The sequence below is a fragment of the Sinomonas atrocyanea genome, assembly GCF_001577305.1.
GTDB classification, from domain to species: Bacteria; Actinomycetota; Actinomycetes; order Actinomycetales; family Micrococcaceae; genus Sinomonas; species Sinomonas atrocyanea.
The window spans coordinates 1,836,314-1,859,155 of record NZ_CP014518.1 but is presented as its reverse complement, the minus strand read 5'-3'; the positions used below and the strand labels follow the sequence as shown (position 1 = coordinate 1,859,155).

The 22,842-nt window shown below is 73.4% G+C and carries 17 protein-coding genes and 2 pseudogenes; 7 read left to right on the top strand and 12 right to left on the bottom strand.

Annotation, left to right across the window (positions count from 1 at the left end; genetic code table 11):
• Positions 1-46: 46 nt before the first annotated feature.
• Both argH and SA2016_RS08565 read right to left on the bottom strand, forming a co-directional pair.
• Positions 47-1,483, bottom strand: coding sequence for an argininosuccinate lyase (argH, locus tag SA2016_RS08570; protein WP_066497328.1), 1,437 nt, complete (start codon positions 1,481-1,483; stop codon positions 47-49).
• 6 nt (positions 1,484-1,489) lie between these two features.
• Entirely contained in the window at positions 1,490-2,695 is a 1,206-nt protein-coding gene (locus tag SA2016_RS08565) for an argininosuccinate synthase (protein WP_066497327.1), read from the bottom strand.
• A 181-nt stretch (positions 2,696-2,876) separates the two neighbouring features.
• Between SA2016_RS08565 and SA2016_RS08560 the strand changes: the two genes are divergently transcribed.
• From SA2016_RS08560 to SA2016_RS08550, 3 genes are read left to right on the top strand one after another with little or no spacing between them, the layout of a single operon-like run.
• Positions 2,877-4,256 (top strand): M20/M25/M40 family metallo-hydrolase, encoded by a 1,380-nt coding sequence (locus tag SA2016_RS08560; protein ID WP_066497324.1) that lies wholly within the window; start codon positions 2,877-2,879, stop codon positions 4,254-4,256.
• Between the two features lie 4 nt (positions 4,257-4,260).
• A complete protein-coding gene (locus SA2016_RS08555) occupies positions 4,261-4,827 on the top strand; it encodes a GNAT family N-acetyltransferase (RefSeq protein ID WP_066497320.1) in 567 nt (188 codons plus the stop codon).
• Between the two features lie 32 nt (positions 4,828-4,859).
• The gene (locus tag SA2016_RS08550) at positions 4,860-5,402 is read left to right on the top strand and encodes a DapH/DapD/GlmU-related protein (RefSeq protein WP_066497319.1); all 543 of its coding nucleotides are present in this window, start codon (positions 4,860-4,862) and stop codon (positions 5,400-5,402) included.
• Positions 5,403-5,483: 81 nt separating this feature from the next.
• Here the strand turns inward: SA2016_RS08550 and SA2016_RS08545 are convergent, their stop codons facing one another.
• Positions 5,484-5,948 (bottom strand): DUF8821 family protein, encoded by a 465-nt coding sequence (locus SA2016_RS08545; RefSeq protein ID WP_066497317.1) that lies wholly within the window; start codon positions 5,946-5,948, stop codon positions 5,484-5,486.
• 106 nt (positions 5,949-6,054) lie between these two features.
• Here SA2016_RS08545 and SA2016_RS08540 point away from each other — a divergent pair, with 106 nt between their 5' ends.
• Positions 6,055-6,633 (top strand): DinB family protein, encoded by a 579-nt coding sequence (locus SA2016_RS08540; protein ID WP_066497316.1) that lies wholly within the window; start codon positions 6,055-6,057, stop codon positions 6,631-6,633.
• Positions 6,634-6,655: 22 nt separating this feature from the next.
• Here SA2016_RS08540 and SA2016_RS08535 read toward each other — a convergent pair whose 3' ends face one another.
• From SA2016_RS08535 to argC, 7 genes are read right to left on the bottom strand one after another with little or no spacing between them, the layout of a single operon-like run.
• A complete protein-coding gene (locus tag SA2016_RS08535) occupies positions 6,656-7,096 on the bottom strand; it encodes a VOC family protein (protein ID WP_141305468.1) in 441 nt (146 codons plus the stop codon).
• Positions 7,097-7,099: 3 nt separating this feature from the next.
• Complete coding sequence (locus tag SA2016_RS08530; RefSeq protein WP_066497314.1) at positions 7,100-7,624, bottom strand: arginine repressor; 525 nt, start codon at positions 7,622-7,624, stop codon at positions 7,100-7,102.
• Between the two features lie 7 nt (positions 7,625-7,631).
• Positions 7,632-8,603: an ornithine carbamoyltransferase gene (gene argF, locus SA2016_RS08525; protein WP_066497312.1), complete on the bottom strand. Its 972-nt coding sequence runs from the start codon at positions 8,601-8,603 to the stop codon at positions 7,632-7,634.
• Positions 8,600-9,919 (bottom strand): acetylornithine transaminase, encoded by a 1,320-nt coding sequence (locus SA2016_RS08520; protein ID WP_066497311.1) that lies wholly within the window; start codon positions 9,917-9,919, stop codon positions 8,600-8,602. The genes argF and SA2016_RS08520 overlap by 4 nt, the downstream gene beginning before the upstream one ends.
• On the bottom strand, positions 9,916-10,881 hold the full coding sequence (gene argB, locus SA2016_RS08515) for an acetylglutamate kinase (RefSeq protein WP_066497310.1): 966 nt from the start codon (positions 10,879-10,881) through the stop codon (positions 9,916-9,918). The genes SA2016_RS08520 and argB overlap by 4 nt, the downstream gene beginning before the upstream one ends.
• A 5-nt stretch (positions 10,882-10,886) precedes the next feature.
• Entirely contained in the window at positions 10,887-12,053 is a 1,167-nt protein-coding gene (argJ, locus tag SA2016_RS08510; RefSeq protein ID WP_066497309.1) for a bifunctional glutamate N-acetyltransferase/amino-acid acetyltransferase ArgJ, read from the bottom strand.
• On the bottom strand, positions 12,050-13,114 hold the full coding sequence (gene argC, locus SA2016_RS08505; RefSeq protein WP_066497308.1) for an N-acetyl-gamma-glutamyl-phosphate reductase: 1,065 nt from the start codon (positions 13,112-13,114) through the stop codon (positions 12,050-12,052). The genes argJ and argC overlap by 4 nt, the downstream gene beginning before the upstream one ends.
• Before the next feature lie 126 nt (positions 13,115-13,240).
• Between argC and SA2016_RS08500 the strand changes: the two are divergent.
• The 3 genes and pseudogenes from SA2016_RS08500 to SA2016_RS08490 all read left to right on the top strand — a co-directional run bounded on the left by SA2016_RS08500 (position 13,241) and on the right by SA2016_RS08490 (position 19,519).
• Positions 13,241-14,205, top strand: a pseudogene (locus SA2016_RS08500) (quinone oxidoreductase family protein).
• A 52-nt stretch (positions 14,206-14,257) separates the two neighbouring features.
• Positions 14,258-18,152 (top strand): annotated as a pseudogene (locus tag SA2016_RS08495) (Pls/PosA family non-ribosomal peptide synthetase).
• On the top strand, positions 18,149-19,519 hold the full coding sequence (locus SA2016_RS08490; protein WP_229710955.1) for a M1 family metallopeptidase: 1,371 nt from the start codon (positions 18,149-18,151) through the stop codon (positions 19,517-19,519). Before SA2016_RS08495 ends, SA2016_RS08490 begins: the two are co-directional and overlap by 4 nt.
• Before the next feature lie 77 nt (positions 19,520-19,596).
• Here the strand turns inward: SA2016_RS08490 and SA2016_RS08485 are convergent, their stop codons facing one another.
• A complete protein-coding gene (locus tag SA2016_RS08485) occupies positions 19,597-20,256 on the bottom strand; it encodes a 4'-phosphopantetheinyl transferase family protein (RefSeq protein ID WP_169803062.1) in 660 nt (219 codons plus the stop codon).
• Between the two features lie 35 nt (positions 20,257-20,291).
• A complete protein-coding gene (pheT, locus tag SA2016_RS08480; RefSeq protein ID WP_066497304.1) occupies positions 20,292-22,841 on the bottom strand; it encodes a phenylalanine--tRNA ligase subunit beta in 2,550 nt (849 codons plus the stop codon).
• Position 22,842: the final 1 nt, after the last annotated feature.

Sequence of the window (22,842 nt, the reverse complement as noted above, 5' to 3'; positions counted from 1 at the left end):
GGACGCCCCGGGAAGGGACGTCCGCCCCGAATCGGAGCGGAGGCGCTCAGCCGGCGAACGCCCGGGCGTCGGCCAGCTGCGCCTTGAGGGCCTCCAGCTGCCGCGCGACGGCCGACGGCGCGGTCCCGCCCTGGGCGCTCCGGCTCGCGAGGGATCCCTCCGTGGAGAGCACGGAGCGGACCTCGGGCGTCAGCGCGGGGCTGATCGCCGCGTACTCCTCGTCCGTGAGGTCCCAGAGCTCGACGCCGCGGGACTCGGCCTGCTTGACCGCGGCGCCGGAGAGCTCGTGGGCCTCGCGGAACGGCACGCCCTGGCGCACGAGCCACTCGGCGATGTCGGTCGCGAGGGCGAAGCCCTGCGGGGCGAGGGAGGCCATGCGCCCGGTGTTGAAGACGAGCGTGGCGACCATGCCGGACACGGCGGGGAGCAGGAGCTCGAGCGTGTCCGCGGCGTCGAAGACGGGTTCCTTGTCCTCCTGCAGGTCGCGGTTGTACGCGAGCGGGAGGCCCTTGAGGGTCGCGAGCAGACCGGTGAGGTCGCCGATGAGGCGTCCCGCCTTGCCGCGCGCGAGCTCGGCCACGTCCGGGTTCTTCTTCTGCGGCATGATGCTCGAGCCGGTCGAGTAGGCATCGTCCAGCGTCACGAAGGAGAACTCCTTGGTGGCCCAGAGGATGACCTCCTCGGAGATGCGGGAGAGGTCCACGCCGATCATCGCCGCGACCCACGCGAACTCGGCGAAGACGTCGCGGGAGGCGGTGCCGTCGATCGAGTTGTGCGCTGCCGAGTCGAAGCCGAGGTCCGCGGCGACGGCCTCGGGATCGAGCCCGAGGGACGAGCCCGCGAGCGCGCCCGAGCCGTAGGGCGACACAGCCGCGCGGCGGTCCCAGTCCTGCAGGCGCTGCACGTCGCGCAGCAGCGCCCAGGCGTGGGCGAGGAGGTGGTGGCTGAGGAGCACCGGCTGGGCGTGCTGGAGGTGGGTCCGGCCGGGCATCGCCGCGTCCGGGTGCGCCTCCGCCTGGGCCACGAGCGCGTCGACCGTGGCCAGCACGCCCCGGGCGATGACCCGCGCGTGGTCGCGCAGGAACATCCGCCCGAGGGTCGCCACCTGGTCGTTGCGCGAGCGCCCGGCCCGGAGCTTGCCGCCCAGGCGGGCGCCCGCGCGCTCGATGAGGCCGCGCTCGAGCGAGCCGTGCACGTCCTCGTCCGACTCGGCCGGGAGGTAGGCCCCGGACGCCACGTCGGCGTCCAGCCGGTCCAGGGCGTCCAGCATGCCGGCGAGCTCGGCATCGTCCAGCAGGCCTGCGTGGTGCAGGACCCGGGCGTGGGCTCGGGAGCCGGCGATGTCGTAGCGCGCCAGCCTCCAGTCGAAGTGCGTCGACTTGCTCAGCGCGGCGAGCGCGTCCGCAGGCCCCCCGGCGAAGCGGCCGCCCCAGAGCGCGCCCTCGTTCGTCCCGTGCTGCTGCGGCACTCCGGTCTCAGCCACTCCGGCTCACTCCCCCGCGACGCGCTGGTCGCGGGTCGAGGCCACCTTCGAGGACATGCCCCAGATGTCGATGAAGCCCTTGGCGTTGGACTGGTCGAACGTGTCGCCCGTGTCGTAGGTGGCGAGGTTGAAGTCGTACAGCGACGTGTCGGAGCGGCGGCCGTTGACCACGGCGGTGCCGCCGTGCAGGACCATGCGGATGTCGCCGGAGACGTACTTCTGGGAGTCGTCGATGAAGACGTCGAGGGCGCGCTTGAGCGGGGAGAACCACTGCCCGTCGTACACGAGCTCGCTCCAGCGGCGGTCCACCCCGGCCTTGAAGCGGGCGTGCTCGCGCTCGATCGTGATGTCCTCGAGGTGCTTGTGCGCGGTGATGAGGGCCATCGCGCCGGGGGCCTCGTAGATCTCGCGGGACTTGATGCCCACGAGCCGGTCCTCGACCACGTCGATGCGGCCCACGCCCTGGGCGCCGGCGCGGCGGTTGAGGTCCTGGATGATCTGCAGCGGGGACATCGCCACGCCGTCGAGCGCCGTCGGCACGCCCTGGACGAAGGTGATCGTCACCTCGTCGGGGGCCGGGGGGAACTCCGGGGTGGCCGTGTAGTCGTAGATGTCCTTGGTCGGGGCGTTCCAGATGTCCTCGAGGTAGCCGGTCTCCACGGCGCGGCCCCACACGTTCTGGTCGATCGAGTAGGGGTTCTTCTTCGTGGTGACGATCGGGAGGTGCTTCTCCTCCGCGTAGGCGATCGCCTTGTCGCGGGTGAGGGCGAGGTCGCGGACCGGGGCGATGCACTTCAGGTCGGGGCCGAGGGTCTGGATGCCGACCTCGAAGCGGACCTGGTCGTTGCCCTTGCCGGTGCAGCCGTGCGCCACCGTGGTCGCGCCGAACTCGCGGGCGGCCTTGACGAGGTGCTTGACGATGACCGGGCGGGAGATCGCGGAGACGAGGGGGTAGTGGCCCTGGTAGAGGCCGTTCGCCTTGAGGGTGGGCATGCAGTACTCGTCCGCGAACTCGTCGCGCGCGTCGGCGACATAGGCCTCCACGGCGCCGCAGCCGAGGGCGCGCTGGCGGACGGTCTCCATGTTCTCGCCGCCCTGGCCGACGTCGACCGCGACGGCGACGACCTCGGCGCCAGTCGCGTCGGCGATCCAGCCGATCGCGACGGAGGTGTCCAGACCGCCCGAATAGGCGAGGACGATGCGATCCTTCACGGTGTTCTCCTTCAGCACGGGGATGATGGCAGCACGGCCAACACGAATTGTTATGCATCAGTCTACATAGATATACATACACCGCAATCCGGGGACAAGAGGCACTGCAGGCATTCTCCGCTGTCCGCTGGGCCCGCGTACAGCGCTTGGCGGGAGCCGGGCCGGATGGAAGGGTGGTCCCATGGCGGACTACACCGAGCTCCTGCGGGCGCACGCGCGGGCGGGCGCCGACGAGGCCCTGCGCGATCTGCGGCACCTCGTCGCCATCCCCGGCTCCGCGTGGGCAGGGACGGATCCGCTGCACCTCGAGCGCAGCGCCGCCCTCGTGGCCGAGCTGTTCGAGGGGGCCGGGTTCCCGGAGGTCGGCGTCGTGCGGGTGCCGAAGCCGGACGGGATGCCCGGAGCCCCGGCCGTCCTCGCGCACCGGCCCGCGGCGCCGGGGTGCCCCACGGTGCTCCTCTATGCCCACCACGACGTCCAGCCGACGGGAGACCTCGGGGCCTGGCACAGCCCGCCCTTCGAGGCCGTCGAGCGCCGAGGACGACTGTTCGGGCGCGGAGTGGCCGACAACAAGGGCGGCGTGGTCCTCCACCTGGCCGCGTGCCGCGCCCTGGTCCGGGCGCTCGGCGCGGAGGGCGGCGTCGGCGTGACGGTGCTCGTCGACGGCGAGGAGGAGGTCGGCTCGCCGTCCCTGCCCCGGCTGCTGGACACCCATGGCGCGCTCCTGCGCCCCGACGTGGTGATCGTGGCCGACTCGGGCAACTGGCGGGTGGGCGTGCCCGCTCTCACCACGAGCCTGCGGGGCTTTGCCTCGGCAACCCTCGAGGTCCGCGTCCTCGAGCACTCCCTGCACACCGGGACCTTCGGCGGCCCCGTCCTCGATGCCCTCGCCGCGCTCTCCCACCTCATTGCCAGCCTCTATGCCGCCGACGGCAGCGTCGCCGTTCCCGGCCTCGTGGGGTGGGACGAGGGCAGGCCCGAGCTGAGCGAGGAGGACTACCGGCTGGATGCCGGGGTGCTGCACGGTGTCCAGCTTGCCGGTTCCGGCAGCATCGCGTCACGGCTGTGGGCCAAGCCGGCCCTGTCCGTCATCGGCATCGACGCCCCGCCGGTCGCCCTGTCCGCGGACGCGATCGTCCCCTCCGCCCGGGCGAGGTTCAGCCTCAGGCTCGCCCCCGGCGACGACCCGGCGCGGGCACTGGCAGCCGTGCGCTCCCACCTCGAGGCGAACGTCCCGCTCGGCACCCGGATCACGCTGACGCCCGGCGCCTCGACGAAGGCCTTCGCGGGGGACGCCGCCTCGGATCCCGCCCGGAAGATGCTGGCGGCAATGGAGGAAGTCTGGGGCGTGGAGCCGGTGCTCATGGGGGTAGGCGGCTCGATTCCCGCCGCGGCCGAGCTCGCGGGCCGGTTCCCGTCGGCGCAGGTGCTCATCACGGGGGTGGAGGACCCGGACTCGCGCGCCCACGGCGCCGACGAGTCCATCGATCTGGGCGACTTCCACAAAGCCGTCCTCGCAGAGGCGCTCCTGCTGGCCTCGCTCGGCGCCCCGGCGACGTGACCGCGTGAGCCGGCCGGCCGCCGTCGTCCGCCCCGAGCGTCCCGGGGACTTCGCCGCCATCCGCGCCGTGACCGCGGCGGCGTTCGCCGGCGCCGCCCACTCCGCACCGCCCGTGGACGCGACGGGCGATCCCGGCGAGGCCGCGCTCGTCGAGTGGCTCCGCGCCGATGCGGGGTACCTGCCCACGCTGGCCCTCGTCGCTGAGGAGGAGGGCCTCGTCGTCGGCCACGCCATCACGACCCGCGGGTGGATCGACGCGCCCGGCCGCGACCCCGTCCCGGCCCTGGGCCTCGGACCGATCTCGGTCCGGCCGGACCGCCAGGGCCGGGGCATCGGCGGGGCGCTGCTCGCGGCGACCGTGCGCGGCGCCGAGGCCCTCGGCGAGCGGCTCATCGCGCTCCTCGGCGATCCCGCGTACTACGGGGCCCACGGCTGGGAGCCCGCCTCCCGGCATGGCATCGCCGCCCCGGACCCGGCATGGGGCGAGCTGTTCCAGGTCCGCCTGCTCCCGGCGCACGACGGCGCGCGGGGCACCTTCCGCTACGCCGCGCCCTTCGCGCGGCTCGGGTAGCCGCGGCCGTGCCTGCGCGAGAGGATGGAGCGATGTCCCGCGAGAGGTTCCTGCGCATCCACAGCCCCGAGTTCCAGGCGATGAGCGAGCGCGTGCTGCGCGTCACCGAGCTGACCTCCCGGCTGAACGTCCTGCCGTTCGACGACGAGGACGGCAAGGCCGCGCTGTTCGAGCAGATCCTGGGCCGTCCGCTTCCGCCGCGCGTGACCATCTACCCGCCCTTCTACACCGACCACGGCCTCCGGCTGGAGCTCGCCGAGCGCGTGTTCATCAACCAGAACTGCACCTTCCTCGACTACGCGGGAATCCGGCTGGCAGAACGCGTGATGGTCGGGCCCAGGGTCACGTTCATCACGAACGGCCATCCGGTCGACCCCGCCGAGCGGCGGCTGTGGCTGACCGGGGCGCCGATCGACGTGGCGGAGAACGTGTGGATCGGGGCCGGCGCCACGATCCTGCCCGGCGTCAGCATCGGGCGGGACGCCGTGATCGCCGCGGGCGCCGTGGTGGCCGACGACGTGCCTCCGGCGACCCTGGTCACCGGAGAGAAGGCCACGGTCCGCCGGCAGTGGTGAACGCCGCGCGGCCGGCGTCCCCCATGACGGGGCTCGGCGCCACGACGGTGAGGCCGTCCGGCGCGGCGCCCGCCGGCCCGGTCAGTACTCGCCCTTGATCACGAAGTACGAGCCACGGATCTCGCCGGCGAGCTTCGACTTCTGGCGCGCGAACTTGAAGGTGCCCGCGAGCTCCTCGGGGACGTCCATGCCCTGGGAGAGCTTGAAGCCCACGGCCCGCTTGCCGCTGTCGTCGAGGGCGTACATGACGTTGACCGAGAGGCCGGACTCGTAGAACACGTAGGCCATCCTCGTGCCGTCCACCTCGAAGGAGGTGACCTCGAGCGGGCGGGAGGCGATGGTGATGCTGCGCTCCTCGGCGAGGATCCGGTGGATCCACTCGAGGGTCTCGGGGGCCTCGCCGGCCGGGGTGACGGTGAAGTCGTGGTTGTACTTGTTCTTGAAGTAGCGGGACTCGTTGGCCCGCAGCCCGGCCAGGGCCTCCGCGACGGGGGACGATTCGAGCCCCACGGTGGAGACGTCCTTGAAATCTACGGTGTACGGCATCTGTCGCTCCTCGAAGTGGTCCTTGTACCGCCCACACTACGGCCGGCCCCGCGGCGCCCCTTCTCGATTCCTGATCGATCGGACGCGGCCGTAGCAGAATGCAGGCATGACGGACCTCACCGACGCCAAGGACGCACTCAGGTACTACCTCCAAGAGGCCCGGGAGTCGCTCCTGTGGAAACTCGACGGGCTCAGCGAGCGAGAGCTGAGGATGCCGCGCACACCGACGGGCACCAACCTGCTCGGCATCGTCAAGCATGCGGCGAACGTGGAGATCGGGTACTTCGGCGACACCTTCGGCCGCCCATGGCCCACACCGCAGGAGCGCGTCTCGGACGCCGAGGTCGACGCCGACCCGCAGGCCGACTGGTACGCGACCGAGCGCGAGAGCGCGGCCGGCATCGTCGACCTCTACCGTCGCGTCTGGGCGTTCGCCGACGCCACCATCGAGGCCCTGCCCCTCGACGCCCCCGGCCGGGTTCCCTGGTGGCGCAACGGCGAGGTGACACTCGGCCGCGTCCTCGTGCACGTCCTCACCGACCTCGCCCGGCACGCGGGCCACGCCGACATCCTCCGCGAGTCGATCGACGGCGCGGCCGGCCTCGTGGCGGACAGCAGCAATCTCCCGGAGCAGGACTGGCCGTTGTACGTGCAGAAGCTCACCGCGCTGGCGGACCGGTTCTGACCGGCCTGCGGGGCAGAGGCGACTAGCCGATCCGCTCGGCCAGGGCCACGATGATGCCCTCCGGCCCGCGCACGTAGGCCATGCGCCACACGTGCTCGTACTCGCCGACGCCGCCGACGAGGCCGTAGCCGTCGGCGGCCAGCCGCTCGAGGGCCGCGGGGAGGTCCTCGACCTCGAAGGCCACGTTGCGCAGCCCCAGTTCGGTGGACATCGCTGTGGGCGAGCCCGGTTCGTGGTCGGGCCGGAGGAAGCGGGAGAGCTCCACGCCGGCGCCGCCGTCGGGCGGGCGCAGCATGACGATCTCGCTGCGGGAGCCGGGGATGCCGATGACGGTGTCCACGAACTCGCCCTCCATGGTCATCCGGCCCTCGACCTCGAGGCCCAGGCCGACGAAGAACGCGGTGGCGGCCTCGAGGTCCGCCACCGTGATGCCCACGTGGTCGAGGCGCCGCACCCGTCCCACGGCTCAGGCCCCCTGCGAGGCCAGCTCGAGGAAGCGCGCCGCGACGGCCTCCCCGCCGGACGGGTCGCGGGTGACGATCATGACCGTGTCGTCCCCGGCGATCGTGCCCAGGATCGAGGGGATCACGGAATGGTCGATCGCGAGCGCCAGGAAGTTCGCGGCGCCGGGCGGGGTGCGCAGCACCACGATGTTCGCGCTCGACTCGGCGGTCACGAGCAGCTCGGCGCACAGCTTGGCCAGCCGCGCGTCGAGGACCTCGGGTGCCTGGCCGAGCCGGGGGCTGCGGTCCCCTCCCTCGCCCCGCACCGCGTAGACGAGGCCGCCGTCCGCGCCCCGCACCCGGACGGCGCCGATCTCCACGAGGTCGCGGGAGAGGGTCGCCTGGGTGACCTGCACGCCGTCGTCCGCGAGGAGCGCGGCGAGCTCTGCCTGCGAGCGCACGGCGGATCCCGCCAGGAGCGCGCGGATGCGCGCCTGGCGGGCGGCCTTCGTCTGCGGGGCGGCGCCCGGAACCGCTGTCATGGCCATCGCCCCGTCAGAGGGCCGGGAGGCCCTCGACGACGGCCTTGCCCGAGTAGTGCAGGACCCACGCGAGGAGGGCCTTCTGGGCGTGCAGGCGGTTCTCGGCCTCGTCCCAGACCACGGACTGCGGCCCGTCGATGACCTCGGCGGCGACCTCGTAGCCGCGGTAGGCCGGGAGGCAGTGGAGGAACACGGCGTCGGGGGCGGCCTTCGCCATGGCGGCGGCGTCGACCGAGTAGTCGCGGAAGAGGGACAGGCGCGCCTCCTTCTCCGCCTCCTGCCCCATCGAGACCCAGGTGTCGGTGGTGACCACGTCGGCGCCCTCGAGGGCAGCGGCGGGATCGACGGTGACGAGTACCGATCCGCCGGTCTGGGCGGCGACGGCCTCGGCCTCGGCGACCACCTCGGCCGAGGGCAGGTAGCCCTCGGGGCCCGCGATCCGCACGTGCATGCCGGCCGTGACGCCGGCGAGGAGGTAGGAGTTGGCCATGTTGTTCGCCGCGTCGCCGAGGTAGGCCATCGACAGGCCGGCGAGCTCGCCCTTGTGCTCCTTGACCGTGAGCAGGTCCGCGAGGAGCTGGCAGGGGTGGTAGTCGTCGCACAGCGCGTTGACCACGGGCACGCGGGAGTTCGCGGCCATGTCCACGAGCCCCTGGTGGGCTCCGGTGCGCCACACGATCGCGGCGACCATGCGCTCGAGGACCTTGGCGGTGTCCTCGACCGACTCCTTGTGCCCGATCTGGCTCTCGCCCGGGTTGATGATGAGCGGGGTGCCCCCCATGTCGGAGACGCCGGTGGAGAAGGACACCCGCGTCCGGGTCGAGGTCTTGTCGAAGATGACCGCGACCGTCTTGCGGGCGGAGCCCTCGGCCGCAAGCGGCTGGACCGCATAGGGCGCGGCCTTCATCCGCACCGCGAGGTCGAGGACCTCTGCCTGCTCGGCGGGGCTGAGGTCGGTGTCCTTGAGGAAGTGGCGGGTGGTCACTTGGTCTCCTTTTCTGCCGTGAGCCGCTCGGCGGCGGTGGCCACGAGTCGGGGCAGCGCGGCGACGAACGTGTCGGCCTGCTCGGCCGTGAGGATGAGGGGCGGGGCCAGGCGGACGGTGCGGGGGCCGGGGGCGTTGACGATGAACCCGGCCTCGAGGGCGGCATCGACGACGGCGGCGGCCAGGTTCGCGCCCTCGGGCACCCCGGCGGGGGTCACCAGGTCGAGGCCCAGGAGCAGCCCGCGCCCGCGGACCTCGGCGACCTCCGGCAGGGCCCCGAGCGCGGCGTGCAGCCGCTCCCCCACCGCCCGGACGTTCGCGAGGACGCCCTGCGTCTCGATCGCGTGCAGCGTCGCGAGGGCGGCCGCCGTCGCCACCGGGTTGCCGCCGAACGTGGTGCCGTGCTGGCCAGCGGTGAGGCGGGCACTGTTCTCCCCGCCGAACGTCACGAGGGCGCCGATCGGGAAGCCGCCGCCGAGGCCCTTGGCGAGGGTCACGGCGTCTGGCACGATCCCTGAGCCCTCGATCGCGAGCCAGGTGCCGGTGCGGCCCATGCCGGTCTGGACCTCGTCGACGATCAGGAGGGCGCCGGCGTCGCGCGTGATCTTCCGCGCCGCGGCGAGGTACCCGGGCGGGAGGGGCACCACGCCGGCCTCGCCCTGGATCGGTTCGAGGAACACGGCCTGGGTGGTGCGGTCCACGGCCGCGGCGAGGGCCTCGACGTCGCCGAACGGCACGTGGACCACGCCGCCGGGAAGGGGCTCGAACGGCTCGCGGTAGGCCTTCTTCGCCGTGAGGGCGAGGGCCCCCATGGTGCGGCCGTGGAAGGCGCCCTCGAGGGCGACGACCTTGGTCCTCGGCTCCTCGGCGGTGCCGGCGTTGCGGCGCGCGAGCTTGAACGCGGCCTCGTTGGCCTCGGTCCCGGAGTTCGCGAAGAACACCTTGGACCCGGCCGGGGCACCGGTGACCTCGAGGAGCTTCTCGGCGAGGGCCACCTGGGTGGGGCTGGTGAAGAAGTTCGAGACGTGCCCGAGCGTGGCCAGCTGCGAGGAGATCACGCTCGTCACGAACGGGTGGGCGTGGCCGAGGGCGTTCACGGCGATGCCGCCGAGGAGGTCGAGGTACTGCTTCCCGTCGGCGTCCCACACGTAGCAGCCCTGTCCGCGGACCAGGACGCGCTGCGGCGTGCCGAACACGCCCATGAGCGAGCCCGAATAGCGGGAGAGCCACTCGCTCCCGCTCGAGGTCCCCGCGAGCTCCGAGGCGCCGCGCGCCTCCGGGCTGCTCCCGGTGCTCTGCCTGCTGTCCTGGCTCATGCGCGCGTTCCTTCCCCGTCGGGGACCACCTGGGTCCCGACGCCGGCGTTGGTGAAGATCTCGAGGAGCATGGTGTGGGGGCTGCGGCCGTCCACGATGGCGGCGCGGTCCACCCCCTCGGTGACGGCCTTGAGGCAGGCGGCCATCTTCGGGATCATGCCCGAGGCGAGGCCGGGCAGCATCTCGCGCAGCTCCGAGGCGGAGATCTGCGAGACGAGCGAGTCCCGGTCTGGCCAGTTGCGGTAGAGGCCCTCGACGTCGGTGAGGATCACCAGGCGCGAGGCCTTCAGGGCCACGGCGACCGCCGCCGCGGCCGTGTCCGCGTTGACGTTGAGGACCTGGCCGGTCGGCTGGTAGGGGGCGGCGCCGTCGGCCGCCTCGGCGTCCTCGACCTCGGGGGCGACGCCGGAGATCACCGGGATGCGCCCGGCCTCGAGGATGTCCAGCACGGCGCCGGGCTCGACGCCGACCACCTCGCCGACGAGGCCGAGGTCCACCTCTTCGCCGTCCACGACGGCGCCGGTGCGGACGGCGCGGAGGAGGCCCGCGTCCTCGCCGGAGAGGCCCACCGCATACGGGCCGTGGGAATTGATGAGGCCCACGAGCTCGCGGCCCACCTGGCCGGTGAGGACCATGCGGACGATGTCCATGGCCTCCGGGGTCGTGACGCGCAGCCCTCCCTTGAACTCGCTCTCGATGCCCACCCGGCCCAGCATCGCGCTGATCTGCGGGCCGCCGCCGTGGACGACCACGGGGCGGATGCCGACGTGATGCAGGAACACGATGTCCTCGGCGAACGCGCGGCGGAGCTCGTCGTTGACCATCGCGTTGCCGCCGTACTTGACCACCATGGTGGTGCCGGCGAACTTCTGGATCCACGGCAGGGCCTCGATGAGGGTCTCGGCCTTGTCCATGGCGAGGCGGAGATTGGGGCTCTGGGGGCCGGTGTGTGCGTCAGTCATGGGTCTCAGCTCGAGTAGGCGGAGTTCTCGTGCACGTAGTCGTGCGTGAGGTCGTTGGTCCAGATGGTCGCCTCCGCGTCGCCGGCGGCGAGGTCGATCTCGACGAGCACCTCGCGCGGCTCGAGGTCGACCAGGGAGCGGTCCTTGCCGATCCCGCCGTTCTGGCAGATCTCGACGCCGTTGATGGACACGTTCAGGGAGTCCGGCTCGAAGGCGGCATCCGTGGTGCCGACGGCGGAGAGCACGCGGCCCCAGTTGGGGTCCTTGCCGAAGATCGCGGTCTTGAACAGGTTCGACCGCGCGACGGCACGGGAGACGACCTCGGCGTCGCGCTCGCTGGCGGCGTTGAAGGTGCGCACCGCGATGTCGTGCGCGGCGCCCTCGGCGTCTCCGATGAGCTTGCGGGCCAGCTCGGCGCAGACCTGGGTCAGGCCGGCGGCGAACGCGTCGGCGTCCGGGACCGCCCCCGAGGCCCCTGAGGAGAGCAGCACGACCGTGTCGTTCGTGGACATGCACCCGTCGGAGTCGGCCCGGTCGAAGGTCACGCGGGTCGCGTCCCGGAGGGCGGCGTCGAGCATCTCGGCAGCGGCGGCGGCGTCGGTCGTGAGGACCACGAGCATCGTCGCGAGGCCCGGGGCGAGCATGCCTGCGCCCTTGGCGATCCCGCCGATGGTGTACTCGATCCCGGCCGCGTCGGTGCCGGTGAACACGGCCTCCTTCGGCACGGTGTCGGTGGTCATGATCGCGAGGGCGGCATCGTGGCCGCCGTCGTCGGCGAGGGCCCCGGCGAGCGCGTCAACGCCGGGGATGATCTTGTCCATCGGCAGCTGCTCGCCGATGAGCCCGGTCGAGCAGACCACGACGTCGCCGGCCGAGATGCCGAGGACGTCGGCGGCCTTCTCGGCCGTCGTGTGGGTGTTCTGGAACCCCTGCGGGCCGGTGCAGGCGTTGGCGCCGCCGGAGTTGAGCACGACGGCGTCGACGCGCCCGTCCGTGACGACCTGCTTCGACCAGCGCACGGGGGCGGCCATGACCCGGTTCGTGGTGAAGACGGCGGCGGCGTGGCGGTCGGGGCCGTCGTTGACGACGAGGGCCATGTCCGGCTTGCCGGAGGCCTTGAGGCCGGCGGTGACGCCGGCGGCCCGGAAGCCCTTGGGTGCGGTGACGGTCACGGTGCGACTCCCAGCTGTGCGAGGCCGGTGACCTCGGGAAGGCCCAGCGCGATGTTCATGGACTGCACCGCGCCGCCGGCGGTGCCCTTGGTGAGGTTGTCGATGGCGGAGCTCACAATCACGCGGCCGGCGTGCTCGTCGAAGGCGAGCTGGATGACGGCGTTGTTCGAGCCGAGCACCATCTGCGTGGCGGGCCACTGGCCGGAGGGCAGGAGGTGGACGAACTGCTCGCCCTCGTAGGCGGACTCCCAGGCGGCCCGCAGGGACGCGGCGCCGACGCCGTCCTTGACGCGGGCCGTGGCGGTGGTGAGGATGCCGCGGCTCATAGGTGCGAGGGTGGGGGTGAAGGAGACGGTGACGGGCTCTCCCGCGGCGTTGGAGAGGCCCTGCTCGATCTCGGGCGTGTGCCGGTGGCCGCCGCCCACGCCGTATGGGCTCATCGAGCCCATGACCTCGGAGCCGAGCAGGTGCGGCTTGACGCTCTTGCCCGCGCCGGAGGTCCCCGATGCCGAGACGATGACGACGTCCTCGGGCTCGAGGAGGCCGGCGGCGAAGCCGGGGGTGAGGGCCAGCAGGGCGGAGGTCGGGTAGCAGCCTGGGACGGCGATCCGCCGCGCCCCGCGCAGCTTCTCGCGCTGCTTGTGGCCGCTGCCCGGACCCGCGCCCGGGCCGATCGGCAGCTCGGGGAGCCCGTAGGGCCAGGTGCCGGCATGCTCGGAGCGGTAGAACTGGAACCACGCCTCGGGGTCCTCGAGGCGGTGGTCCGCGCCGGCGTCGATCACGAGGGTGCCCTCGGGCAGCGCGGCGGCGACCTCGGCGGATGCCCCGTGCGGGAGCGCGAGGAACACGACGTCGTGGCCCGCGAGGTTCTCCACGGTCGTCTCGACGATGACGCGGTCGGCCAGCGGGAGCAGGTGCGGCTGGAGCTCCCCCAGCCGGCTGCCCGCGCTCGAATGGGCGGTGATGGCCCCGATCTCGACCTCGGGGTGGTTGGCCAGCAGGCGGAGGACCTCTCCCCCGGCGTAGCCGCTGGCTCCGGAGACAGCTGCAGTAATGGTCACCGCCCCACTCTAGGCAAGTTTATGCATTGCAGTCAATATTTATGCATCGACTTCTTCCCCGGGAGCCTTCCCTAGGATGGTGGTGCGCACCGAACGACACTGGACTTCGAGACACGCAGGAGAACCATGATCAACGCTATCGTCGCCACGGCCCCGGGGGCCCTGAAGTCCTCAAGCCCACCGAGATCGCCAGGCCAGAGCCCGGCCCGGGCCAGATCCTGGTGCGCGTCGCCGCGACCGGCATCAACTTCATCGAGACCTACCAGCGCCAGGGCCTCTACGCGATGTCCTTCCCCTTCACTCCCGGCGCGGAGGCCTCGGGGGTCGTGGCCGCCGTGGGCGAGGGGGTCGCCGACTTCTCGGAGGGCGACCGGGTGGCGACCGCCGAGGGCGCGGGCACCTACGCGGAGTACGCGCTCATCGACGCGGACAAGGCCCTGCCGATCCCCGAGGGCGTGGACCTGCTCACCGCCGCCGCGCTCCCCCTGCAGGGCATGACGGCCCACTACCTCATCAACTCGACCTTCCGCGTCGAGCCGGGACAGACGGTCCTCCTCCATGCCGGCGCCGGCGGGGTGGGCCTGCTCATGATCCAGATGCTCAAGGCCAAGGGCGCCCGCGTCATCACCACGGTCTCCAACGACGCCAAGGCCGAGCTGGCCTCCGGCGCCGGCGCGGACCACGTGATCCGCTACGACGGCTTCCCGGAGGAGGTCCGCGACCTCACCGGCGGCGCGGGCGTCGACGTGGTGTACGACGGCGTGGGGCGGGACACGTTCGACGGCTCGCTGAAGAGCCTGCGCATCCGCGGGATGCTCGTGCTCTTCGGCGCGGCGTCCGGCCCGGTGCCCCCGGTCGACCCGCAGCGGCTCAACGCGGGCGGCTCCCTCTTCCTGACCCGTCCCACGCTCGCCCACCACCTGCTCAATGCCGCCGAGCGGCGCTGGCGCTCCTCCGAGGTCTTCGGCGCGGTCGCCGACGGCTCCCTCAACGTCCGCATCGGGGCCCAGTTCCCCCTGTGGGAGGCCGCCGCCGCGCACACCGCGCTCGAGGGCCGCGCCACCACCGGCAAGGTGCTCCTCGTCCCGTAGCCGCCCACCCACCAGCGAAGAAGGCACGGCAGTGACCGAGACGCACGAGCCCATGCCCCGGGCCCAGGCCGCGGCCCAGCTGAGGGGTTCCGACCGGGCCCCTCGGCCCCGCACACTGATCGACATCCTGGCCGCGAGCGCGGAGGCCTTCCCGGAAGCCCCCGCGCTCGACGACGGCTCGACCTCCCTCTCCTATGCGGAGCTGCTCGACGAGGTCCGGGCCATGGGCCGGAGGCTGCACGCGGCGGGCCTGGGCGCCGGGGACCGCGTGGGCATCCGCATCCCCTCGGGCACCGCCGAACTGTACGTGGCCATCCTCGCCACCCTGCTGGTCGGCGCCGCCTACGTGCCGGTCGACGCCGACGACCCGGACGAGCGGGCGAAGCTCGTCTTCAGCGAGGCGAAGGTGGCCGCGATCCTGCGCGGCGGGGGGTCCATGGTGGTGGCCAAGGACCGTCCCAAGCCCTTCCCCGCTCCCCGGCTGCCCGGCCCCGGGGACGACTGCTGGATCATCTTCACCTCCGGCTCCACCGGCACGCCCAAGGGAGTCGCGGTCACCCACCGCTCCGCCGCGGCCTTCGTCGACGCCGAGGCCCGGCTCTTCCTGCGGGGCGAGCCGATCGGCCCCGACGACCGCGTGCTGGCCGGGCTCTCCGTGGCGTTCGACGCCTCGTGCGAGGAGATGTGGCTCGCCTGGCGGCACGGGGCGTGTCTCGTGCCCGCCCCCGCGCGCTCGTGCGCACCGGCATGGACCTCGGCCCGTGGCTCGTGCAGCGCGGGATCACGGTCGTCTCGACCGTCCCGACCCTCGCCGCGCTGTGGCCGGCCGAGGCGCTCGAGAACGTGCGCCTGCTCATCTTCGGCGGCGAGGCGTGCCCCCGGAGCTCGCCGCGCGGCTCGCCGTCGAGGGCCGGGAGGTGTGGAACACGTACGGTCCCACCGAGGCGACGGTGGTCGCGTGCGCGGCCCTGATGGACGGCACCGGCCCGGTGCGGATCGGGCTCCCCCTCGACGGCTGGGACCTCGCCGTCGTCGACGCCGTCGGTGCGCCCGTGCGCGCCGGCGAGGTGGGCGAGCTCATCATCGGCGGCGTGGGCCTGGCCCGCTACCTCGACCCGGCCAAGGACGCCGAGAAGTACGCCCCCGTCCCGACGCTCGGATGGGACCGGGCCTACCGCTCCGGCGACCTCGTGCGGTTCGAGCCCGAGGGCCTGCTCTTCCAGGGCCGCGCGGACGAGCAGGTCAAGCTCGGCGGCCGCCGGATCGAGCTCGGCGAGGTCGACGCCGCGCTCCGGGCGCTCCCCGGCATCGCCGGCGCGGCCGCCGCGGTGCGCACGACGGCGGCCGGGAACCAGATCCTCGTCGGGTACCTCGCGCCGGTCCGCGGCGCCGTCCCGGACCTCGCCGCCCACCGGACGCGGCTCGCGCGGGAGCTGCCGGCCGCGCTCGTGCCCGTGCTCGCCGTCGTCGACTCCCTCCCGGTGACGACGAGCGGCAAGGTCGACCGCACGGCCCTCCCCTGGCCGCTGACCGGGCAGGACAACGACGAGGGCCCCGACTTGGAGCTGCCCGAGGACGCCGCGTGGATCGTCGAGCAGTGGGGCGCGGTCCTCGGCACCGCCGCGCCGGGGCTCGACGCCGACTTCTTCGCCCACGGCGGCGGCTCCCTCGCGGCCGCCCAGCTCGTCTCCGCCCTGCGGCGGCGCTACCCCACGGTCACGGTCGCCGACGTCTACGCGCACCCCCGGGTCGGCGCCCTCGTCGACGCCGTCGTCGGGACGGGGACGGCCCCGCCCGCGCCGGGACGGGCGGTGCGGCCGACTCCCGCGACCACCCAGTGGCTCCAGACGCTCATGGGCGTCCCGCTGTTCATCCTCGTGGGCATGCGCTGGCTGACCTACCTCGCCGCCGCGAACAACATCCTCGCGGCCACCGCGGGGTCCGCGGCGGCCCCGACGCTCTCCTGGTGGTGGGTCGCGGCGTCCTGGCTCGTGTTCGTCAGCCCCTGGGGAAGGATGGCCATCTCGGTGGCAGCGGCCCGGCTCCTCCTGCACGGGGTCTCCCCGGGCAGGTACCCCCGGGCCGGCTCGGTCCACCTGAGGCTCTGGCTCTCCGAGCAGATCGCCGACCTCGCCCAGGCCGTGAGCCTGGCGAGCGCGCCGTGGGTCCCCTACTACGCCCGGGCCCTCGGGGCGAAGATCGGCCGCGACGCCGTGCTGCACGCCGTTCCGCCGGTCACCGGCATGCTCTCGGTCGGGCCTGGCGCCTCGGTGGAGCCCGAGGTCGACCTCTCGGGCTGGTGGATCGACGGGGACTGGGTCCACCTCGGTGCCATCAGCATCGGCTCCGGTGCGAGCGTCGGCGCCCGCTCCACCCTCCTGCCCGGTGCCCGCATCGGCGCCGGCGCCGTCGTCGACCCCGGCTCCGCCGTCTCGGGCAGGGTCAAGGCTGGCCTGAGGGTGGCGGGGTCGCCCGCGAGCCGGGTGGGCAAGGCGAAGCCCGGCTGGCCCCTGGCCCCCGTGCGCAGGTCCCGGGCGGCCGAGGCCGCGTGGATCGGCGCGTTCGCGGCCGGTTCGGCGCTGCTGGCGCTCATCCCGTTCGTCTCGGCCGCGGCCGCCGGCATCCTGCTCGCGTGGACGGCCCGCGGACACGACTCGGTCCACGCCGCGCTCGGGCCGCTGCTCGCGGCGACCCCCCTCGCGGCCGCCACGTGGTTCGTCCTCAACCTCCTCCTCATCGCCGGGGCCACCCGCCTGCTGGGGGTGGGGATCACCGCCGGGTACCACCGCGTCCGCTCGCGGATCGGCTGGCAGGTCTGGGCCACCGAAAGGGTGCTCGACCTGGCCCGCGAGGTCCTGTTCCCGATCTACGCGAGCCTCGTCACGCCCGCGTGGCTGCGCCTCCTGGGAGCGAAGGTCGGCAAGGACGTCGAGGCGTCCACCGTGCTGCTGCTGCCCTCGATGACCACCGTCGCCGACGGGGCCTTCCTCGCCGACGACACGATGGTGGCCAGCTACGAGCTCGGCGGCGGATGGCTGAAGATCGCTCGGGCCAAGGTGGGCAAGCGCGCCTTCCTCGGCAACTCCGGGATGACGGCAGCGGGGCGGTCCGTGCCGAAGGACGGCCTCGTCGCGGTGCTCTCCGCCGCCCCGAAGAAGGCGAAGTCGGGCTCGTCATGGCTCGGCAGCCCGCCGGTGCGCCTCCGCCGCACCGCAATAGCCACGGACGCCGGGCGGACCTTCCGGCCACCGCCCCGCCTCAGGGTCGCGCGCGCCCTGTGGGAACTGTGCCGCGCCCTGCCGGTGGTGCTCACGGTGGCCATCGCCGTGGGCGTCCTCGCGGCCCTCGACTGGCTCGCCGCCACGTGGGGCTATCTGGCCGCGGCGGCCCTGTGCGGGGCCGTCATGCTCGTGGCCGGGGGCATCGCGGCCGCGTCTGCGACCGCCGCGAAGTGGCTCTTCGTGGGCCGGATCCGCGCCGGCGAGCATCCGCTGTGGAGCTCGTTCGTGTGGCGCAACGAGGTCCAGGACACGTTCGTGGAGATGGTCGCGGCCCCCTGGTTCGCGAGGGCAGCGGCCGGCACCCCGGCCCTCGTGTGGTGGCTGCGGTCCCTCGGGGCCACGATCGGCTCCGGCGCCTGGTGCGAGAGCTACTGGCTGCCCGAGGCGGACCTCGTCTCCCTCGGACGCAGCTCGACCGTGAACCGGGGCTGCGTCGTGCAGACGCACCTCTTCCACGACCGCATCATGGCGATCGACACCGCCGCCCTCGGCGAGGGTGCGACGCTCGGTCCGCACGGCGTCGTCCTCCCCGGCGGGAGGATCGACGACGGCGCGACGGTGGGGCCGGCGTCGCTCGTCATGCGCGGCGAGCACGTGCCCGCGGGAACGTACTGGCGGGGCAACCCCGTGGTGCCGTGGAAGGAACCGGAGGCAGCCACCAGGTGAGACAGGACCGTCATCTGCGACCGGACGCGCCGCCCCGACCCGCCGCCCTGCCCGATCCCTACACGCCCGGGCACGGAAGCGCCGCCTACACCGTCACCCACTACGACCTCGATCTCGAGGTCAGGCTCGCGAGCAACCGCCTCGCGGGCAGGGCCCGCCTGCGCGCCACGGCGAACCGGCGCCTCGAGGCGATCACTCTCAGCCTCGCGGGGCTCCGCGTGCTGAAGGTGCAGGTCGAGGGCGCGCGGGCCAGGGCCGTCCAGCGCGGGGACGAGCTGCGCATCACGCCCGCCGCGCCCGTGCCCGAGGGCAGGGAGTTCTCCCTCGAGGTCCGCTACGAGGGCAGCCCGGGCCCCACGGACGGCGAGTGGGGCGATGTCGGCTGGGAGGAGCTCGAGGACGGCATCCTCGTCGCGGGCCAGCCGGTCGGGGCGCCCACGTGGTTCCCCTGCAACGACCACCCCAGCCAGAAGGCCACGTTCCGCATCTCCGCCTCCGCGGACGCCGGGTACCGCGTCGTCTCGAACGGCCTCGTGGTCGGGCACCGGCGGAAGGCCAGCCGGGAGACCTGGGTCTACGAGGTGCACGAGCCGATGGCGCCCTACCTCGCAACGCTGCTGATCGGCCGGTTCCAGCTGCTCGAGCTCGGGCGCCTGCCCCGGCGGGAGCACCCCTCGGTCGGGGTGTTCGCCGCCGTGCCGCCCGCCCTGCGCCAGAGCGCGCTCAGCGGCCTGCGCGACCAGCGGGCGATGCTCGCCCTGTTCACCGACCTGTTCGGGCCCTACCCGTTCCGGGACTACACCGTGGTGGTCACCGAGGACGAGCTCGAGATCCCGCTCGAGGCCCAGACGCTCTCCATCGTCGGCCGGAACCACATCACCCGCAGCTGGGAGTCGCAGCGGCTCCTCGCGCACGAGCTCGCGCACCAGTGGTTCGGGAATTCCGTGACCGCCAGGAGGTGGGAGGACATCTGGCTCCACGAGGGCTTCGCGTGCTACGCCGAGTGGCTCTGGAGCGAGCACGCGGGCCTGGGCTCCGTGGCCTCCCGGGCGACCGCGGCCTGGACGCTCGTGGCGGCGCAGGAGCAGGACCTCGTCATCGGCGCGCCGGGGCCCGCGATGATGTTCGACGACCGCGTCTACAAGCGCGGCGCCCTCGCCCTGCACGCCGTGCGCCGTGCCCTCGGGGACAACCGGTTCTTCCGCGCCCTGAAGGCCTTCTGCGAGGAGAACCGGCACCAGAACGTGTCCACGGCCGACTTCCTCGAGCTCCTCGACCGTGTGGGCGCCGGGGCCCCCGGGTTCGGCGCCGACGCGGTCCTGCGCCCGTGGCTGTTCGAGCGCCCGCTGCCACCCCTGCCGGCGTAGCCCCGACGCGGGGTCACCTCCCGAACGACCCGGGGTCAGATCTGCGCGACCCGGGGTCAGATCTGGGCGACCCGGGGTCAGATCTGGGCGAGTGCGGCGACGAAGCCGGCCGGAAGTCCGAGCGCCTCCCGATCGAGGTCTTCCACCCGGCTGTCGCCGCCCGTACTGACCGCTGCGGGGTGGACGCGCAGGCCGGCGCCAAGGGCCTTGAGCAAGGCCTCCTTGCGGACCCACAGCCGCGCCGCCTCAGTGGGCGGATCTTCCGCTGCCGACACACGACGGCGCTCGGCCGCCGAGAAGGCAGCGTCCGGGATCGCGCCACGGAAGTCTGCGACGCGTGCCAGGTCGACGCCGATCCGGGGCGGTGTGGCCCCGACCTCGCGCTCCGGCGGGGTGACCTCGGCGGCCAGGAGGGCCCACCCGCCGGCCCGGGACATGCTCGCGGCGACGGGCAGCGGGAGCGGCCCCCCGTCGTCGTGCGCGGCGCCCGGCACCGCACGGGCGAGCGCGAACCCTGGCGCGCCGTGCTCCCCCGGCCCGCAGTCCGGGCAGCGGTAGACGGGGACGAGGAGCCGCAGGTCCGCTCCGACGAGCTCGGCCACGAGGCACCGCAGCGCGAGCCGGGCTTCGACGAACTCGCGGCTGCGGCGCGGGTCGAGGATCGCCGCGGCCCGATCGAGCTCGCCGGGCGTGCAGACGCCGGCGGGCAGCGCCGACCCGGGTCGACCGAGCGGCACTGCCCGCAGGAGCATCGTGGCTGGTGGCCGCGCGCCTAGCCGCGCTGGACCGCGCCGAACCGCTCGGCGGCCAGGGCCACGGCGGCGGCGCGCGCCTCGGACGCCTCGTCGGCGGTGAGGGTGCGGTCGTCGGCACGGAACCGCAGGCCGAACGCGAGGGACTTCTTGCCCTCGTCGATGCCCTTGCCCGTGTACACGTCGAAGAGGTGGACGTCCTCGAGGAGCTCGCCCGCGCCCTCGCGGAGTGCGCCGAGCACCGCGTCGGCCGGGAGGGCGGCGTCGACGATCAGGGCGACGTCCTGCGTCGCGACCGGGAACGTCGAGAGGTGCCGGGCCACGACGACGTCGGCGGCGGCCTCGAAGAGGGCGTCCGCGTCGAGCTCGAAGGCGACGGACCGGGCCGGAAGGTCGAGGCCGGCGAGGAGCTTGGGGTGCAGCTCGCCGGCGTAGCCCACCGTCTCCCCCGACCGCAGCGACAGCTGGGCCGTGCGGCCCGGGTGGAACGCCTGGTGGGAGCCCTGCGCGACCACCAGCTCCACCCCGAGGGCGTCGGCGGCGAGCCGGGCGTAGTCGAGCGCGTCGGCCCAGTCCCAGGCCCGCGGCGCGCTTCCGGGCGCCTCGGGCATGTCCTTGCCGGTGAAGACGCCGGCGACGTGGAGCGGCTGCTCGGGCAGGCCGTTGTAGAGGGAGTCGAGCACCTCGTCCGCCGGGCGCACGCCCAGGGGCGGGATGACGGCAGTGCCGAGCGGGCCGTCCCCGGGGAGGAAGACGAGCCCGGCCTCGTAGAGGGCGAGGTCCCGGAAGCCGCGCCCGTGGTTGCGCCGGGCGGTCTCGAGGAGCCCGGGCAGCAGGGAGGTGCGGAGCCAGCCGCGCTCCTCGCTCAGCGGGTTGGCGAGCTTGACCGCGGCCCGCGGCGCTCCCTCCTCGGGCACGCCGAACGTCTCGTTCTCGGCCTTCGTGGCGAACGGGTACGCGAGCACCTCGGTCAGGCCCGCGTCGGCGAGCGCCTGGACGACCCGGCGGCGCTGCTGCTGCCGGCGGGTGAACCCGCGCCCGGGAGGGGCGGTCGGGAGGGTCGAGGGGATCTTGTCGTACCCGACGAGGCGGGCAATCTCCTCCGACAGGTCCTCCTTGGTCTCGAGGTCGTTGCGCCAGCTCGGTGGCGTGACCACGAAGTCCTCGCCCGCGCGCTCCACATCGGCGCCGAGGTCGCCGAGGGCGCGGGTGATGAGCTCGTCGCTGAACTCCATGCCGATCCGGGAGGACGCGAACCCGGCGGGGAGCTCGATCCGCACCGGGGCGGGCGCGGTCCCGACGTCGGTGCCGGCCTCGTCGGCGATCCCGCCGCCGTACTGGACCAGGAGGTCGACGACGCGCTGCGCGGCCACGCCGGCGATGTTCCAGTCGACGCCCCGCTCGAAGCGCTTGGACGCCTCCGAGGGCAGCTTGTGGCGGCGGCGCGAGCGGGCGATGCTCACGGTGTCGAAGTGGGCGGCCTCGATGAGGACGTTCACGGTCGAGTCGGAGCACTCGGTGGCGGCGCCGCCCATGACGCCGGCGATGCCGATCGGACCGGACTCGTCCGTGATGAGCAGGTCCTCGGGGTCGAGGGCGCGGACCTTGTCGTCGAGGGTGGTGATCTTCTCCCCCGGCGCGGCGCGGCGGACGGTGATGGGACCGGTGAGCGTGTCCAGGTCGTAGCAGTGCGTGGGCTGGCCGAGCTCGAACATGACGTAGTTGGAGATGTCCACGGGCAGCGAGATCGAGCGCACCCCGGCCAGGCGCAGCCGGGAGGCCATCCACTCGGGCGTGGGCCGGGTCGGGTCGACGCCGCGGACGGTGCGGGCCACGAAGCGGTCGCACCCGGGCACCCCGTAGATGGGCGCCTGGTCGTCGAGCACGACGCTGTAGCCCCCCTCGAGCGTCTGCGGCGCCGTCACGAGCTCGGCCGGGTCGGTGAAGTCGGTGCCGGTCGCGTGCGAGTACTCGCGGGCGATCCCGCGGATGGAGAAGCAGTAGGCCCGGTCCGGGGTCACGTTGATCTCGGCGGCCTCATCGGTGAGCCCGAGGAGCTCGAGCGCGTCCGTGCCCACCTCGGGGTCGAGCCCGATGCGGGAGAGGACGAGGATGCCGTCGTGGTCGTCGCCGATTCCGAGCTCGCGCACGGAGGCGATCATGCCGGCCGAGACGTGCCCGTAGGTCTTGCGCGCGGCGATGTGGAAGTCACCGGGCAGCGTGGCGCCGGGCAGGGTCACGACGACCTTGTCGCCGGGGACGAAGTTGTGCGCGCCGCACACGATCCCCTGGACGCCGGAGGGGTCGATGCCCTTGCCCGTGAGGGTCTGCTCCTGGCCTTCGGGGACCACGCGCACCTGGCACCAGTTGATCGTCTTGCCGTTGCTCTGCGGCTCCTTGACGGCGCTGAGCACCTGGCCCACCACGATGGGGCCGCGGATCGAGTCGGACGGCCGGTGCACGGCCTCCTCCTCGAGGCCGACCTTGACGAGGTCGGCCATGAGGTCCTCGGCGGTCGCGTCCGCGGGGAGCTGCGTGTACTCGCGCAGCCACGAAAGGGGGATTCGCATT

Coding starts and splice junctions, on each gene's coding strand:
- SA2016_RS08545 (WP_066497317.1), bottom strand. CDS start 5,948: ATGCCGTACACCGTAGATTTCAAGGACGTCTCCACCGTGGGGCTCGAA.
- pheT (WP_066497304.1), bottom strand. CDS start 22,841: ATGCGAATCCCCCTTTCGTGGCTGCGCGAGTACACGCAGCTCCCCGCG.
- SA2016_RS08520 (WP_066497311.1), bottom strand. CDS start 9,919: ATGAGCCAGGACAGCAGGCAGAGCACCGGGAGCAGCCCGGAGGCGCGC.
- SA2016_RS08530 (WP_066497314.1), bottom strand. CDS start 7,624: ATGGCCATGACAGCGGTTCCGGGCGCCGCCCCGCAGACGAAGGCCGCC.
- SA2016_RS08550 (WP_066497319.1), top strand. CDS start 4,860: ATGTCCCGCGAGAGGTTCCTGCGCATCCACAGCCCCGAGTTCCAGGCG.
- SA2016_RS08540 (WP_066497316.1), top strand. CDS start 6,055: ATGACGGACCTCACCGACGCCAAGGACGCACTCAGGTACTACCTCCAA.
- argB (WP_066497310.1), bottom strand. CDS start 10,881: ATGACTGACGCACACACCGGCCCCCAGAGCCCCAATCTCCGCCTCGCC.
- SA2016_RS08560 (WP_066497324.1), top strand. CDS start 2,877: ATGGCGGACTACACCGAGCTCCTGCGGGCGCACGCGCGGGCGGGCGCC.